Source organism: Nocardioides terrae, assembly GCF_900112345.1.
GTDB lineage: Bacteria > Actinomycetota > Actinomycetes > Propionibacteriales > Nocardioidaceae > Nocardioides > Nocardioides terrae.
In genome coordinates this window covers 190,790-207,131 of sequence record NZ_FOLB01000007.1, presented here as the reverse complement: position 1 = coordinate 207,131, position 16,342 = coordinate 190,790, and the positions used below count along the sequence as shown (strand labels likewise).

Annotated in this window: 11 protein-coding genes; 7 read left to right on the top strand and 4 right to left on the bottom strand. The window is 72.9% G+C overall.

Features of this window, described 5'->3' with window-relative positions; genetic code table 11:
- Window positions 1–183 precede the first annotated feature (183 nt).
- The 5 genes from rimO (at window position 184) to BM236_RS11435 (ending at window position 6,411) form a co-directional block, all read left to right on the top strand.
- Window positions 184–1,569 carry a 30S ribosomal protein S12 methylthiotransferase RimO gene (rimO, locus tag BM236_RS11455; RefSeq protein ID WP_091123750.1) on the top strand — a complete coding sequence of 462 codons (1,386 nt, stop codon included), beginning with the start codon at window positions 184–186 and terminating at the stop codon, window positions 1,567–1,569.
- 3 nt (window positions 1,570–1,572) lie between these two features.
- The gene (gene pgsA / locus BM236_RS11450; protein ID WP_091123747.1) at window positions 1,573–2,190 is read left to right on the top strand and encodes a CDP-diacylglycerol--glycerol-3-phosphate 3-phosphatidyltransferase; all 618 of its coding nucleotides are present in this window, start codon (window positions 1,573–1,575) and stop codon (window positions 2,188–2,190) included.
- 195 nt (window positions 2,191–2,385) lie between these two features.
- The gene (locus BM236_RS11445) at window positions 2,386–5,454 is read left to right on the top strand and encodes an ExeM/NucH family extracellular endonuclease (RefSeq protein ID WP_091123745.1); all 3,069 of its coding nucleotides are present in this window, start codon (window positions 2,386–2,388) and stop codon (window positions 5,452–5,454) included.
- Window positions 5,455–5,549: 95 nt separating this feature from the next.
- Complete coding sequence (locus tag BM236_RS11440) at window positions 5,550–6,035, top strand: CinA family protein (protein ID WP_245750282.1); 486 nt, start codon at window positions 5,550–5,552, stop codon at window positions 6,033–6,035.
- 73 nt (window positions 6,036–6,108) lie between these two features.
- Window positions 6,109–6,411 (top strand): helix-turn-helix domain-containing protein, encoded by a 303-nt coding sequence (locus BM236_RS11435; RefSeq protein WP_091123740.1) that lies wholly within the window; start codon window positions 6,109–6,111, stop codon window positions 6,409–6,411.
- Here BM236_RS11435 and BM236_RS11430 read toward each other — a convergent pair.
- Genes BM236_RS11430 through BM236_RS11420 form a run of 3 tightly spaced genes read right to left on the bottom strand, consistent with a single transcriptional unit; the run spans window position 6,408 to window position 12,805 of the window.
- Window positions 6,408–7,493, bottom strand: a complete 1,086-nt coding sequence (locus tag BM236_RS11430; RefSeq protein WP_091123738.1) for a hypothetical protein — start codon at window positions 7,491–7,493, stop codon at window positions 6,408–6,410. The genes BM236_RS11435 and BM236_RS11430 overlap by 4 nt on opposite strands.
- Window positions 7,494–7,527: 34 nt before the next feature.
- The gene (locus tag BM236_RS11425) at window positions 7,528–8,283 is read right to left on the bottom strand and encodes a DNA-formamidopyrimidine glycosylase family protein (protein ID WP_091123736.1); all 756 of its coding nucleotides are present in this window, start codon (window positions 8,281–8,283) and stop codon (window positions 7,528–7,530) included.
- Window positions 8,270–12,805 (bottom strand): ATP-dependent helicase, encoded by a 4,536-nt coding sequence (locus BM236_RS11420; RefSeq protein ID WP_091123734.1) that lies wholly within the window; start codon window positions 12,803–12,805, stop codon window positions 8,270–8,272. The genes BM236_RS11425 and BM236_RS11420 overlap by 14 nt, the downstream gene beginning before the upstream one ends.
- Before the next feature lie 118 nt (window positions 12,806–12,923).
- On the opposite strand from BM236_RS11420, the gene BM236_RS11415 reads away from it, so the two are divergent.
- Window positions 12,924–13,655 carry an HAD family hydrolase gene (locus BM236_RS11415; protein WP_091123732.1) on the top strand — a complete coding sequence of 244 codons (732 nt, stop codon included), beginning with the start codon at window positions 12,924–12,926 and terminating at the stop codon, window positions 13,653–13,655.
- Window positions 13,656–13,714: 59 nt separating this feature from the next.
- Entirely contained in the window at window positions 13,715–15,112 is a 1,398-nt protein-coding gene (gene pdxR / locus BM236_RS11410; RefSeq protein WP_091123730.1) for a MocR-like pyridoxine biosynthesis transcription factor PdxR, read from the top strand.
- Here the strand turns inward: pdxR and BM236_RS11405 are convergent.
- Entirely contained in the window at window positions 15,048–16,331 is a 1,284-nt protein-coding gene (locus tag BM236_RS11405; RefSeq protein ID WP_091123727.1) for an APC family permease, read from the bottom strand. The two genes, pdxR and BM236_RS11405, sit on opposite strands and share 65 nt — an antisense overlap.
- Window positions 16,332–16,342: the final 11 nt, after the last annotated feature.

Here is a 16,342-nt window from a genome sequence, read left to right as displayed (position 1 = left end):
CCGGACTCCCGTCACGATGTCGTCGAGCTCCGTCTCCGCCTCCTCGACCAGCAGGAGTGCGGCGTCCTCGCCCCGCATCCGCGGGGGTGCCGCCTTCACTGGACCACCGCGTTGAGCCTGGGGCGGCGGCCCGTGCCACCGTTTCGGCCGCGGAACCCGCTCGCCGGTAGCCTGAACGCGATCATGACGACTGACACCCAGCTCTCCGTTGCCCTCGTGACCCTCGGTTGCACCCGGAACGAGGTCGACTCCGAGGAGCTCGCCGGACGGCTCGCCGCGGGCGGCTTCCGGCTCGTCGCCGACGCCACGGAGGCGGACACGGTCGTCGTCAACACCTGCGGCTTCGTCGAGCAGGCCAAGAAGGACTCCGTCGACACCCTCCTCGAGGCAGCGGACCTCAAGGAGACCGGGAAGGCGCAGGCGGTCGTCGCCGTCGGCTGCATGGCGGAGCGCTACGGCAAGGAGCTCGCCGACAGCCTGCCCGAGGCCGACGCCGTGCTCGGGTTCGACGACTACCCCGACATCGCCTCCAAGCTGCGCGCCATCGTCAACGGCGAGGCCCACCACCCGCACACGCCGCAGGACCGCCGGCTGCTGCTCCCGATCTCGCCGGTCGAGCGGGACGCGACGGCGGTGTCGACGCCCGGCTTCGACGACCTGCGCGCGCGGCTCGACGACGGGCCGTGGGCGCCGCTCAAGCTGGCCAGCGGCTGCGACCGGCGCTGCACGTTCTGCGCCATCCCGACCTTCCGGGGGTCGTTCGTCAGCCGTCGGCCGAGCGACGTCCTCCACGAGGCGCAGTGGCTCGCCCGGCAGGGGGTCAAGGAGCTCTTCCTGGTGAGCGAGAACTCGACGTCGTACGGCAAGGACCTCGGCGACCTGCGACTGCTCGAGACGCTGCTGCCCGAGCTGGCGGCCGTCGACGGGGTCGAGCGGGTCCGGGTCTCCTACCTGCAGCCGGCCGAGACCCGGCCCGGGCTGATCGAGGCGATCGCGGGCACGCCCGGCGTGGTGCCCTACTTCGACCTCTCCTTCCAGCACGCCTCCCACGCGGTGCTGCGCCGGATGAAGCGCTTCGGCGACCCGGAGAGCTTCCTCGGCCTGCTCGACCGCGTGCGCGCGCTTGCTCCGACGGCCGGCGTCCGCTCCAACGTCATCGTCGGCTTCCCGGGTGAGACCGAGCAGGACCTCGAGATCCTCTGCGACTTCCTCGTCGCCGCCCGCCTCGACGTCACCGGGGTCTTCGGCTACTCCGACGAGGACGGCACCGAGGCGGCCGGCTTCGACGAGTCCCTCAAGCTGGACGAGGACGAGGTGCGGGCCCGCTTCGAGCACGTGCAGTCGCTCGTCGAGGAGCTCAACAGCCAGCGCGCCGAGGAGCGCATCGGCGAGTACGTCGACGTGCTGGTCGAGTCGACCGACGAGGGCGTCGTCGGCCGGGCCGCCCACCAGGGGCCCGAGGTCGACGGCACGACCGCGCTGCTGGGGTCCCCGGCGGCCGTGGGGGACATCGTGCGGGCCGAGGTCGTCGCGACCGACGGCGTCGACCTCATCGCGAAGGCGGTCTGAGCCGTGCCCGAGACCCAGCCGGAGAGCCGGCCCAGCAACCTCAACGTGCCCAACATCCTCACGTCGCTGCGCATCGTCATGGTGCCGTTCTTCGGGTGGGCGCTGCTCGCCGACGGTGGCGAGAACGCCTGGCTGCGGTTGCTGGCATGGGCGCTCTTCGTGGTCGCGATGATCACCGACAAGATCGACGGCGACCTGGCCCGCAAGCACAACCTGATCACCAACTTCGGCAAGATCGCCGACCCGATCGCCGACAAGGCGATCACGGGGATGGCGTTCGTCGCCCTGTCGATCGTCGGCGACATCTGGTGGTGGGTGACCATCATCGTGCTGGTCCGCGAGTGGAGCGTCACGCTGCTGCGCCTCTCGGTCCTCAGCAAGATCGTGCTGCCGGCCGACCGGCTCGGGAAGATCAAGACCGCCGTCCAGGCGGTCGCCCTCGGTGGCCTCTGCGTGCCGCTGCGTGACGACGACCTGGCCGACTGGCTCCACATCCCCGGCGAGGTGCTCTACTACGGCTTCCAGGCCTGCCTCGCCGTCGCCGTGGCGCTCACGCTGGTGTCCGGCTGGCAGTTCTTCTCCGGTGTCTGGAAGCAGCGCCACGCCATTCGCGCGTCCTGATCCACAGGCGGGGGTCGCCGGGCATCGGCAGGGTGTGCCAAATCCTTCCGGATTCTTCGGGATTGCGTTAAGTCGCCGTTCACGGTGTCCTGAGCGCAGCGACATCTGATCCGGGTCTGGTGGGCGAGTAACTGCGGCTGACCGCTCGGGATCGGCTGCTGCCCGTCCGATCACCCTCGAATCCTCGGAGCATCCATGTCCTCCTCGCGTCGGGTCGGCATCGTCGCCGCCCTCGGTTTGGCTGTGGCCGCCATCAGCCCCCTCCTCGCCACCGCTCCCGCCGACGCCAACACGTCCGGCACCGCCCTCGTCATCAGCGAGGTCTACGGCGCGGGCGGCAACAACGGCGCCGCCTACAACGCCGACTTCGTCGAGCTCTACAACCCGACCTCCGCGAACCTCCCGCTCTCCGGGTTGGCGTTGCACTACCGCTCTGCGGCGGGAGGGTCCGGCGGGACGCCGTACGCACTGTCGGGCTCGGTGCCCGCTCACGGCCACTGGCTGGTCCAGATGAGCGCAGCCGGAGCCAACGGTTCCGCACTGCCGACCCCCGACGCGACCGCGTCGCCCGCCTTCTCGATGGCCGCCGCGGGTGGACAGGTCGCGTTGCAGCAGGGCACCGCCGTCATCGCCACGTCGGGGGACGTCAGGGGCGTCGCCGGCATCGTCGACTTCGTCGGCGCCAGCGGGGCCGCGAGCTACGAGACCGCTGTCACCGGGTCGGCGGCGAGCGCGGCCCAGTCGCTCAACCGCTCTGCCGACGGTGCGGACACCGACAGCAACGCCGCGGACTTCACGCTGGCTGCGCCGTCCCCGACCGGATCGGGCGGCGTCGCCGCAGGCCTGACGGTGACCTCGCCGGGTGACCCCTCGGTCACGGTCGGCACGCCGCTCGCGCCGATCACCCTCAGCGCTACCGGTGGCACCGCGCCGTACTACTGGTCGTCGACGACGCTCCCGGCAGGGGTCACCCTCGACCGGGCCACGGGCGTGATCTCGGGTACGCCGACCGCGACCGGTTCGACCACCGTGACCGTCACGGCGACGGACGCCTCCACCCCGGCGAAGACCGGAACGGCCTCGTTCAAGATCACCGTGAACCCGCCGCCGACGATGCTGAGCATCGGCGAGATCCAGGGCGCGAGCGCGAGCTCGCCGCACGCCGGCGAGCTCGCCACCACCACCGGCGTGGTGACGGCGGACTACGACCACGGTGGGTTCAACGGGATCTACATCCAGGACCCGTCGGGCAACCCCGACGACACGTCCTCCGACGCCATCTTCGTCTTCGGGTCCGGTGTGCCGGCCAGCGTCGAGATCGGCGACAGCGTCTCCGTGACCGGCAAGGTCAGCGAGTTCCAGGGCACGACCGAGCTCACCCCCGCCAGTGGAGGAGTCGTCACCCTGACGTCGCCACTCGGCCCGGTCGAGCAGCTCGAGGTGCCGTGGACCGCGCTGGACACCGACGCTGAGAAGGAAGCGCACGAGGGCGAGCTCGTCGAGCCGACGGGCGACTTCACGGTGAGCGACAACTTCGACGCCAACTTCTTCGGCTCGTTCGTGCTTGCCGCCGGTGACAGGCCGTTGACGACCCCCACCGAGGTCGCGGACGCCCAGGACCCCGCCGCTGTGCAGGACGTCGTCGACGCCAACAACGCCAAGAAGGTCACCCTCGACGATGGCGCGAGCGTCAACTACAACGGCGCCGCCAACAAGAACACCCCGCTCCCGTGGCTGACGCCGGCGAACCCGGTCCGGGTCGGCTCCGCTGTGACGTTCCACCAGCCGTTCGTCCTCGAGTACCGCTTCGACGCCTGGAACCTCCAGCCGACCGAGCAGGTGACCGATGACGGCCACGAGGTCGCCACCTTCTCCGACACCCGGACACCCAACCTGGCTCCCCGGGACGTCGGCGGCGACATCAAGCTGGCGACCTTCAACGTGCTCAACTACTTCCCGACCACGGGCGAGGAGTACGTCGACAGCGGCCTCGGCACGTGCACCTGGTTCGACGACCGTGCCGGCAACCACATCGGCGACGACACGTGCACGGGAACGAACAAGACCGACCCCGGCCCACGCGGCGCCGCGACCGCGGAGAGCCTGGCCCGCCAACAGGTCAAGATCGTCAAGGCGATCAACGGCCTCGGCGCGAGCATCGTCTCGCTCGAGGAGCTGGAGAACTCGGTGTGGTTCGGCAAGGACCGCGACTTCGCCATCGGCAAGCTGGTCGACGCGCTGAACGCACAGGCCGGTGCCGGCACCTGGGCCTTCGCGCCGAGCCCTGCCGCGTCGGGGCTGCCGGCGTTGGCCGATCAGGACGTGATCCGCACGGGCTTCATCTACAAGCCGGCCGCTGTCTCGCTCGTCGGGGTGTCGCATGTCCTGAGCGACCAGTCGGCTGACGGGCAGGCGTTCGACAACGCTCGCGAGCCGCTCGCGCAGGGCTTCAAGCGCCTGGGTGCTCCGGACAGTGACGCCTTCCTGGTCATCGTCAACCACTTCAAGTCCAAGGGCTCCGGGGTCGACGACGGCACCGGTCAGGGCAATGCCAACCCCGATCGGATCGCGCAGGCGCATGCACTGGTCGACTTCGCCGCCGCGCAGGGGACGGCACTCGGCACCGACAAGGTGTTCTTCACCGGCGACTTCAACGCCTACTCGATGGAGGACCCGATCCAGGTGATCGAGGCCGCCGGCTACCGCGAGCTCAACGGCGAGTTCAACGACGGCGAGGCGACGTACTCCTTCGACGGCATGGACGGCTCCCTCGACCACGTCTTCGCCAGCCCGGCCGCCGAGGCCTGGGTGACCGGTGTGGACGTGTGGCAGATCAACGCACAGGAGCAGGTCGGGTTCGAGTACAGCCGCTACAACTACAACGCGACGATCCTCTATGACGACAGCGTCTTCCGCGCCTCCGACCACAACCCGGAGATCGTCGGGCTCGACCTGCCCGAGGTGACCTACACCCCGACCGTGGACGCCGCCGACACGACCGTCGTGTTCAGCAAGGAGGCCCCCCGGATCGTGGTGCGGGTGACGGCGGACGGAGTCGTTCCCACCGGGACCGTCGACATCCTCGACGGCGACCGCGTGGTCGGCACCGGCACCCTCGTGGATGGTCGGGCCGTCGTGACACTGCCCAAGAAGTCCTTCAAGCGAGGCGTCTACACGCTGACGGCTGCCTACGCCGGCAACGGCCCCGTCCTGGCCGGCACGGACACGTTCACGCTGACCGTGACCAACCCGAACGGCAAGTAGCTCTCCGCCGCTCGACGACGGCCGGCAGTGCTCCGCGACCCGCTGAGCACTGCCGGCCGTCTCATGTCCTGGGGTCATTGCCTACCATCTGTGTCGTGACTGACCTGGGCAGACGCGTCCACCTCCTGATCCGTGCCGAGGGCAGCACGGTCGCCACCGCCGAGTCGCTGACGGGTGGGCGCCTGGCCGTGCGGTTCACCGACGTGCCGGGCGTCTCGGAGACCTACCTCGGCGGCGCGGTCACCTACGCGACCCCGCTGAAGGCGTCGATGCTGGGCGTCGACGCCGAGATCATCGACGAGTTCGGCGTGATCTCGTCGCAGTGCGCGGAGGCCATGGCGAGCGGAGTGCGGGCGACGACGGGGGCGACGTACGGCCTGTCGACCACGGGGGTGGCGGGACCCGACGACCAGGAGGGCAAACCGGCGGGCACGGTGTACGTCGGCCTGGCCGGTCCCGGCTTCGTCACCTCCCAGCTGCTCGAGCTCGACGGCGACCGCACCGACATCCAGGAGGCCACCTGCGACGCCGTGCTCGCCGCGCTGGAGGAGCGCCTGCGGGAACACACGGCTCTCAGGTAGCGTTGGCCCCACGCCACCTTGGGGTGGCCGCAGGACCACGGCCCGTCGGGCCTGATGTGAGGAGGCAGTCCGCATGGTGCTGTTCCGTCGACTTCTCGGCGACGTGCTCCGCTCGCAGCGGGTGGAGCGCGGCATGACGCTGCGCGAGGTCTCCGCCGAGGCTCGGGTCAGCCTGGGCTACATCTCCGAGATCGAGCGTGGCCAGAAGGAAGCCTCCTCCGAGCTCCTCGCCTCGCTCTGCTCCGCCCTCGAGGTCCCGCTCTCCGACGTGCTCCGCGAGGTCTCCGACGCGGTCGCCGTCGAGGAGGCGGCCATCGCCCCCACCCCGATCCCGGTCGCTGTGCGCGGCCGCGAGGTCGTCGCCTCCGCCGCCTAGCTGCCTGCCTGCCGCTGCGTGCGGCGCCAGTCGTACACCGGGTGCCACCGCTCGTGCATCGTGGTCAGCATGCTGAGCAGGACGACGAAGAACAGCGTGTGCGCATAGGGGAGGTGCCCGCCGATGTGGCCGAGCACCTGGCCCTCGGCCACGACGAGCACGACGTTCGCGGCCGTCCGGACGAGGAAGGTCGCCGCGAGCGACTCGAGGCTGCGCGCGCGGCGGTGCGCGGCCAGGGTGATGGCGGCGTTCACCGCCACGAACACGGCGACTCCGACGAACACGGCCGTGGGGTCGGCGTCGACGCCCGGCAGGACCTGCGCGAAGAGCACGCACAGCAGACCGACCAGGAGCACCTTCTCCGCGGTCACCCAGGAGAGCAGCCGGCCGCTCGTCGCGGTCCAGGCGGCCACCTCGGCGGCGGAGTCGACCTGCTCGGGAAGCCGATCGGCGCTCAGCCGCAGCGACCAGTCAGCTGGCGGCGTACGCGGCCACACGAGCAGCCAGCCGACCAGCGTCGCAGCCGCCAGCGCTGCGAGCACCAGGGCCCCGAACCAGGGGTGGTCGGTCACGGCATCGGTGAAGTCGAGCTGGGCGATGTGGATCCACCACTCCTGCGGCAGCTTGACGCCGATCCAGATCACCGCCGCCACCCACAGCCACGTCCGCCAGCCGGACCGCTGCGGGTCCCACCGGGTGCGGACCACCTCGTAGGCGATGAAGAAGTACTCGAAGGTGTTGGCGAAGACCAGCAGCAGCGCCCGCACCTGGGCGAGCTCGAAGGCGACCACGCCGACGAGCCGGTAGAAGTAGAGGAAACGGCCGATCTCGACGGCCGGGAGCGTGCGCCAGTTCCGCAGCGTCGCCAGGTAAGCCACCGCCAGGTAGTAGACGTCCATCGCCTTGTCGTAGCTCTGGTACTCCGGCGGGTCGTAGCCGAAGGCCTGGAAGACGCTGTGGTCCACGGCGTCCAGCACGAGGGACGCGACGATGCCGGGCAGCGGCCATCTCGGGATCGTCAGCGGCACGAGGAGCCGGGCCGCGACCACCACGATGAAGACCGCGAGGACGCCGCCGTGCATGCTCGAGACAGTAGGGGGTCGCGAGCGCTCCTCGCTAGGAACGCTCGGGCTGGCACGACGGGCAGAAGTACGCCGGCCGGGGCCGCCCCTCGGCCGCGCCCATCTCGATCCGCCGGATCGGCGCCCCGCAGCGCAGGCAGGTCGTCCGTTCGCGGGCGTAGACGGCCATCGTGCCGCGCCGATCCATCGCCTGCTGCAGCTTGAGCCGGGCGACCCGGACCATCCGCCGGAGGTCGGGGACGTCCGCGACCCGGGTGGTCGGGTGCACGCCCATCGTGAAGAGCGTCTCGGCCGCCCACATGGTGCCGATCCCGGCCAGGCTGGTCTGGTCGCGCAAGGCGTCGAAGATCGGTTCGTCGGTGTGGGTGCTCAGCCGGCGGACGGCCTCCTCCTCGTCCCAGTCGCCGAGCAGGTCCGGGCCGAGATGGCCGAGCGTGGTCGCCTCGGCGGACTGCGGGATCACCTCGACGATGCCCAGCAGGAAGCCGACGGCCTGGGTGGCGTCGGACTCCAGGATCGCGCGGGCGGCGTGGGCCGGCTTGGGCCAGCGCTGACCCGGCCGGAGGGTGACCCAGGAGCCGTCCATCTTCAGGTGGGTGTGGAGGGTCCACTCCGTGCCCACCCGGGTGAGCAGGTGCTTGCCGCGGGCGATGGTGCCGGTCACGGTCTCGCCGGCCAGGTCGACGGTCGCGAAGCGGGGCACCCGCAGCTCGGTGCGGGTCAGCACGGCTCCGGTCAGCGCCCGGTCGAGACGGCGGGCCGTGCGCAGGACGGCGTCACCCTCGGGCATCGGAGATCCTCAGCCCCTTCGGCGTCGCGACGAAACCAGCCGAGTGGAGGGCCTGCCGCAGGGGGGTGTCGCCGGAGCCGAGCAGGCGGTCGCCGTCGGCGCGCTCGACCGTCAGCCGGCCCAGCGCACCCCGGCGTACGGCCTCGGCGAGAGCTCTCGCGGCCGGGTCGAGGCGCTCGGGATCCTCGGACCAGGTGAGCAGGGTCCGGCCCCCGCGCTCGACGTAGAGCACCAGCTCGCCGTCGACGAGTACGACGATGGCGCCGGCCTTCCGGCCGGGCTTGTGTCCCTCGGTCGCGGGCCAGGGCAGGGCGGCGCCGTAGGGGCTCGCCGGGTCGGTCGCGGCCAGGGCGAGGGCGACCGGCTTGGCGCCGTCGTCGGGGGCTCGGCTGTAGGTCCGCAGCCGGTCGATCGCGCCCGCGGTGCCGAACTGGGCGGCGCCGAGGCCCTCGACGAAGTAACCGCGGCGGGCCCGGCCGGAGTCCTCGAACGCGCTCAGCACCTTGTAGACCCCGGCGAACCCGCCGGGGACGCGCTCGTTGACGACGGCCCCGCGGATGACCACACCGTGCCGGTCGAGCAGCCGCTCGGCGATGGCGTGCGCACGCCGGGTCGGGTCGGCGTCGATCGACGGCAGCAGCGCCCACCGGCCGGCCGTCTCGCGCGGACCCGTGCGGGAGGGCAGCCGCGCCCGGCCGCCGCCGCCGAGGCGCGCGCGGGGCGGAGGGCGCCGGGTCCGGTGGGCGGGCGTGCCGGACCCGGTCAGCGCCCGGACCGGCGCCAGGGTGTCGTTGCTGACCAGTCCGGCCCAGACCAGCTCCCACAGGGCGCTGCTGAGCTTGGCGTCGTCGGTGCAGCCGACGGCGTCGGCGAGCTGGCGGAAGAACCAGGCGCCGCCGGGGGCAAGCGCGTCGACGACCGCTCCGGCGAGCGCGCCGTCGACGCTGGTGGGCTGGGGCAGGGTCAGGTGGGCGCTGTCGGCGGTGTGGAGCGAGACCCACCCGTCGGCGCCGGGCAGCGGCCCGTGGCCGGCCCAGAGCACCTCGCCGGTGGTGGTCAGCTCGTCGAGGAAGGCGGGCTCGTAGTCGACGACGCGGGCCGCGAGGACGAGCGGCTCCAGCGCGCTCGCGGGCACCTGGCAGCCGGCGAGCTGGTCGACGACCGCGAGCACGCCGTCGATGCCGCGCAGTCCCTTGGAGCCCCCTCCTCCGGACGAGCCCGTCGCGACCCGTTGCCAGGCGGGCAGGAACCGACCGAGGGTCGCCGGCTCGACGGGCTCGATCTCGTGACGCAGGCGCGCGAGCGAGCGGCGGCGCAGCGTTCGGAGGACCTCGGCGTCACACCACTCCTGGCCGCCGACCACGCCCGCCGGACGGAACTCCCCGTCGAGCACCCGGCCGCGGGCGGCGAGCCGCTGCAGGGTGTGCCGCACCACCGCGACACCGAGCCCGAGCCGGGCAGCGACCTCCTCGGCGGTGAAGGGTCCATGGGTCCGGGCGTAACGGGCCACCAGGTCGCCGAGCGGGTCCTCGACCGGCTCGGTGAAGACGGCCGGGACACCCGGGGGTACGGCGACTCCGAGGCCGTCACGCAACCGGCCGACGTCCTCCACGACCGCCCATCGCTCCTCGCCGGCGACCCGGACCCGGACGAGCCGCCGGGAGGCGGCGAGGTCGTCGAGCCAGCCGGCCGCCTCCGGGGCGGAGCGGTCCTGCACCTCGCTGGTGCTCAGCGGCCCGAGCAGCCGGACCAGGTCGGCGATCCCTTCGGCGCCCCGGGCGCGCCGGTCGGGCGCGAGCCGCTGGAGCTCCGCCTCGAGCTCGATGAGGACGTCGGGGTCGAGCAGCTCGCGCAGCTCGGCGCGGCCGAGCAGCTCGGCGAGCAGGCCCTGATCGAGGGTGAGGGCGGCGGCCCGGCGCTCGGCGATGGGGGAGTCGCCCTCGTACATGAACTGGGCGACGTAGCCGAACAGCAGGCTGCGCGCGAAGGGGGACGGCGTCGTGGTCGCCACGTCGACGACCTGCACCTCGCGGCGCTCCACACGGCGCAGCAGCGCCACGAGCGACGCCACGTCGTAGACGTCGCGCAGGCACTCGCGGACCGCCTCGAGGACGATCGGGAAGGAGGGGTACTGCACGGCGACCTGGAGCAGGGCCGCCGACCGCTGCCGCTGCTGCCACAGCGGGCTGCGACGGCCCGGATCACGACGGGGCAGCAGGAGCGCACGCGCCGCGCACTCGCGGAAGCGGCTCGCGAAGAGCGCCGAGCCGCCGACCTCGGTCGTGACGATCTCCTCGATCTCGGCCGGGTCGAACACCACGATGTCGGCACCGGGCGGCTCGGCCTCGGTGTCCGGCACCCGGATCACGATCCCGTCGTCGGACGCGACGGCCTGGCCGTCGACGCCGTAGCGCTCGCGCAGCCGGGCGTTGATCGCGAGCGCCCACGGGGCGTGCACGGGCGTGCCATACGGGGAGTGGACGACCAGCCGCCAGTCGCCGAGCTCGTCGCGGAACCGCTCGACGAGGAGGGTCGTGTCGCTCGGCAGGACGCGGGTCGCCTCGGCCTGCTCGGTGAGGTAGGTGACGAGGTTGCCCGCGGCCCACTCGTCCAGCCCGCCCTCGCGTGCACGCGCCTCCGCCTCGGCGCGGGGCAGGGCGCTGAGCTCCCGGACGAAGACGCCGATCGCCTCGCCGAGCTCGGCCGGCCGGCCGAGGCTGTCGCCCTTCCAGAACGGCAGCCGTCCGGGCACTCCCGGCGCCGGCGTGACCAGCACCCGGTCGTGGGTGATGTCCTCGATGCGCCAGCTGGTCGCGCCGAGCGCGAAGACGTCCCCGACGCGGGACTCGTAGACCATCTCCTCGTCGAGCTCGCCGACCCTGCGGCCCGGTCCCTGTCCGGTGGCGAGGTAGACGGCGAAGAGGCCCCGGTCGGGGATGGTGCCGCCGCTGGTGACCGCCAGTCGCTGCGCACCCGGACGGCCGGTGAGCGTCCCGGTCACCCGGTCCCACACGATCCGCGGTCGCAGCTCGGCGAACTCGTCGCTCGGGTAGCGGCCGGCCAACAGGTCGAGGGTCGCCTCGAAGGCGCTGCGCGGCAGCGAGGAGTAGGACGCCGCGCGCTTGACGAGCTCGAAGAGCTCGTCGACGTCCCACTGGTCCATGGCCGTCGCCGCGACGACCTGCTGGGCGAGGACGTCGAGCGGGTTGGCCGGGACGCTCAGCGACTCGATCGCACCCGTCCGCATCCGCTCGACCGCGACGGCCGTCTGGGCCAGGTCGCCGCGGTGCTTGGGGAAGAGGATGCCGCGGGACACCTCACCGACCTGGTGACCGGCCCGGCCGACGCGCTGCAGCGCGCTGGCCACGCTCGGCGGCGACTCGATCTGCACGACGAGGTCGACAGCGCCCATGTCGATGCCGAGCTCGAGGCTGCTCGTCGCCACGACGGCAGGGAGCCGGCCGGCCTTGAGGTCGTCCTCGATCAGGGCGCGCTGCTCCTTGGAGACCGAGCCGTGGTGGGCCTTCGCGATCACCGTCGCGGCGCCGTGGGTCTGGCCGGACTGGGCCATCAGCTGGGCCGGCGCTCCGCCGTCCCCGCCATCGTCGTCGTCGTCGGCCCCGGAGGCGATCTCGTTGAGCCGTGCGGTCAGCCGCTCGGCCAGGCGCCGGGAGTTGGCGAAGACGATGGTCGAGCGGTGCTGCCCGATGAGCTCGGCGACGCGCTCCTCGACGTGCGGCCAGAGCGAGTTGCGGCGCTGGGGGTCGTCGCCCTCGTCGTCGTACTCCTCGGGGGCGGTCATGTCCTCGACCGGGACCACGACCTTGAGGTCCCACTCCTTGTTGGCGGGCGGCGCGACGATCTCCACCGGCTGGCTGCCGCCGAGGAACCGGGCCACCTCCTCGAGCGGCCGGACGGTGGCGGAGAGCCCGATGCGCTGGGCCGGCTGCTCGAGCAGGGCGTCGAGCCGCTCGAGGGTCAGCGCCAGGTGTGCCCCGCGCTTGGTGCCCGCGACCGCGTGAACCTCGTCGAGGATGACGGTCTCCACGCCGCGTAGGGACTCACGGGCCTGGCTGGTCAGCATCAGGAAGAGCGACTCAGGCGTGGTGATCAAGATGTCCGGGGGGCTCGTGGTCAGCTTGCGCCGCTCGCTGGCCGGGGTGTCGCCGGAGCGTACGCCGACCCGCACCTCCTCCGCGGCGGCGCCGAGCCGCTCCGCGGTCTGCCGGATGCCCACCAGCGGCGTGCGGAGGTTGCGCTCCACGTCGACTGCGAGCGCCTTGAGGGGGCTGACGTAGAGCACCCGCGTCCGCTTCGCCTTCTCCGGCGCCGGCGCGGTGAGCAGCCGGTCGATCGCCCACAGGAACGCGCTCAGCGTCTTGCCGGAGCCGGTCGGCGCGACCACCAGCGCGTGCCGCCCCTTGCTGATCGCCTCCCACGCTCCCTGCTGCGCCGGGGTGGGCGCGGCGAAGGCGGCCGAGAACCAGGTCCGGGTCGGCTCGCTGAAGCGCTCGAGGGGCATGGCACCATCCTCCCGCACGCCACCGACAGTCCAGCGCGTCGGTGACCCAGCAGGCGGAATGGCTCAGGAACCACCGGTTCCCGCCGTTGTGGGTGCGGCCCCGTTTCGAAGGAGAGCAGTGACCCCCAGCAGTAGCGCCCGCCACCGACTGGTCGTCGTGGTGATCGGCGTCCTGACGATGATGTCCGTCGCCGGCACCGCCTCGGCGCAGACCCACGCCGCGCGCGGACACGCCCGCCACACTGCGCACCACAAGCACCACCGGCACCACGGACACGCCCACCATGCCCCGCATGCGAGGCGGGGCCATCACGAGCACGCGAGGCGCCACGCGCATGCCGACCACGCCGCGCACGCGCGGCATGCCGCGCGTCACGGCGGTCTGCCCCCGATGCACACGTGGCACCGTGACGTCGCCCGGGCCTTCGCCGGGCTGCCGGGCTACCTGCAGAGCCGTGCGGCCAGCGGTGAGCGGCTCGCGATCGTCCTGGGCATCGACAACGTCGCCCTGGCCACCCGCTACGACTGGCCGAGGGCCGTCCCACCGACACTGCGCCTCGTGCGGCGTGCGCGAGCGCTCGGTTATGCGGTCTTCTTCGTCACCGGACGGAGTGAGCGCAACGCCCGCAGCCTCGCCGGGCCGCTGCGCCGGGCCGGCTTCGCCTTCGAGGGGATCTGCGGACGCGCGCACGGCCTGAGGATCGCGGGGGGCAAGCTGCGCTGCCGTCAGTCGCTCACGGCCCGCGGCTACACGATCACGGCGAACATCTCGACGCACCACCAGGCCTACGTCGGCGGCTACTACGAGCGCGCCGTCAGGCTGCCGAGCTACGGCGGCCGACTGTCGTAGTCCGGTCCGCCCGGGGCACCCGCGTGCGGGCTGTCGGTGGCGTCGGGCAGGGTGTGCCCGTGGACCTCGCCCTCGACTTGAGCGACCGCGGCGATCGCGCCGCGGCGCTCTACCGCGCGCTGCGCGACGCCGTGCGCCAGGGGCGGCTGTCCCCGGGCGACCGGCTGCCCGCCAGCCGGGCCCTGGCCGCCGATCTCGGCATCTCGCGCACGACGGTCGCGACCGTCTACGAGCGTCTGGTCGCCGAGGGCTTCCTGGACGCACGGGTCGGCTCGGGCACGTTCGTGAGCGACGTTGCCGCCACGCCACCGCGCTGCGCCGCAGGAGCGGTGCGGCCACGCTCGGGCTGGCGCTGGTCGGCGGTCCCGACGAGCGGGGGGAGTCCGCCGCCGGCGTACGACTTCAGGGTGGGGATCCCCGACCCGTCGCTCTTCCCGTTCGACACGTGGCGCCGCATCCTCACCGCCGAGTTCCGCATGGGCGGTCACAGCCCCGGCGCGTACGCCGGCCCGGCCGGCCTGCCCCGCCTGCGTGAGGCGATCGCCCGGTCGGTCGCCTACGGACGCGGGGTGCTCGTCGAGCCCGACGAGGTCGTGGTGACCAGCGGCGCCCAACAGGCGCTCGACCTTGTGGCGCGGGTGCTCGTCGAGCCGGGCGACGTGGTGGCCGTCGAGGACCCGGGCTACGCCTTCGCGCGCGACCTGCTGGCCTCCCACGGCGCGCGGATCGTGCCGGTGCGCGTGGACGGCGAGGGCCTGGTCGTCGACGAGCTTCCGGAGGAGACCCGGCTGATCTACACCACACCGAGCCACCAGTTCCCGCTCGGCGTCGCGCTGAGCCTCGCCCGACGCCGGGAGCTGCTCGCGTTCGCTGCCCGCCACGAGGCCGCCGTCGTCGAGGACGACTACGACAGCGAGTTCCGCTTCAGCGAGCGGCCGCTGGAGCCGCTCCACGCGCTGGACGAGAGCGGCCGCGTCATCTACGTCGGGACGTTCTCCAAGGCGCTCCTCCCCAGCCTGCGCACGGGCTACCTCGTCGCGCCGCTGACCCTCGTCGACGCCCTGCTGGCCGCGAAGCAGCTCACCGACGGCTTCGGGCCGCCCCAGCCGCAGGCCGCGCTGGCCCGCTTCCTGGAGGAGGGGCTGCTCGCCCGGCACGTGCGGCGTGCGGCCAAGGTCTACGCCGAGCGGCGGGCGCTCGTCCTCGAGGCGCTGGCCGCCCTGCCGGTCGAGGTGGTCCCGTCGGCGGCCGGCCTGCACCTCGCGGCCTATGCCGACCTTCCGCCCGACCTCGTCGGGCGCGCCCGCGCGGAGGGCCTCGTCGTCGAGACGCTCGGTCAGCACCGGCTCGGCGCCGGCCGGGACGGGCTCGTCCTCGGCTACGGGGCGGCCGTCACGGACACGATCCGGCCGGGGCTGGACCGACTGGCGCGGACCGCCGGGTGGACCTCCGCCTGACGACGGTCCACACCAGGCCGCCGGCGGCGAAGAGGAGCGGCCCGACGACATGGGTCCCCGTCATCGCCAGCAGCGCCAGCGCCGCGACCAGCGACGCCACCGCGCACCACCACGAGGCCGTGCCCCGGGGCAGCAACCGCAACGCCGCCGCTGCGCCGACCACGTAGACGAAGGAGAACGTGCCGGTCGCGAGCAGCAGCGTTGCGTCGGTCGACAGGTCGAGAGCCGCCATGGTGGCGACCGTCCCCAGTGCGATGCCCGAGATGACCGCGAGGGACCGGCGCGGCACCTCGCCCGGACCGCCGCCCGCGGCCAGCACGCGCGGCATGCCGCCGTCGCGGGCGAGCGCCGCGCCCAGCCGGGAGCCGCCGGCGAAGTAGGCGTTGACCGCCCCGAGCGTGAGCAGGACGGCGACGACGGTGGTGACCGGACGGGCGCCGTCCCCGAAGCCGAGCACCAGCAGGTCCGACAGCGGAGCGGGGCCGGTGTCATGGCCGAGCACCGCCACCGTGGCGAAGGCGATGCCGAGGTAGAGGACCCCCACGACGACCAGCGCGATCGTTGTCGAGCGGCGGATGTCGCGGGCCGGGTCGCGGTACTCCGCGGACAGCGAAGTGAGGATCTCCCAGCCGGCGAAGGCCCAGACGAGGACGGAGGCGGCCCGGCCCACCGCCGCCCAGCCGTGCGGCGCGAACGGGGTGAGGTTGCCGAGGTCGGCGTGGGGGAGGGAGACGACGACCGACACGGCGAGCAGAGCGGCGATCGTGCCCGCGATGCCGAGCTGGACGCGTCCGGAGATGCGGATGCCGAACCAGTTGAGCAGGGTGACCAGGGCGATGATGCCGGCGCTCGCGGCGAGGGTCGTCGCGCGACCTCCGCCGGCCGCGTCGGCGACGTACGACCCGGCGAACCCGGCCGCCACGGGCGCGCCGACGCCGATGGTGAGGTAGAACGCCCAGCCGACCATCGTCGAAACGTGCTCGCCGAAGGCGAGCCGGGCATAGGTGGACACCCCGCCGCCGTCGGGGTGGAGGGCGCCGAGGGAGGCGAACGTCGTCGCCAACGGCACCGACAGCGCGATCAGCGCCAGCCAGGCGACGAGGGAGGCCGGGCCCGCCTCCGCAGCGGCGAGGGCCGGCAGCGAGACGACGCCGGTGCCGAGCACGGCACCGAGGGTGAGGGCGGCTCCGTGGGCGACGGAGAGTCCGGTGCGGGTCACAGTGGAACGCT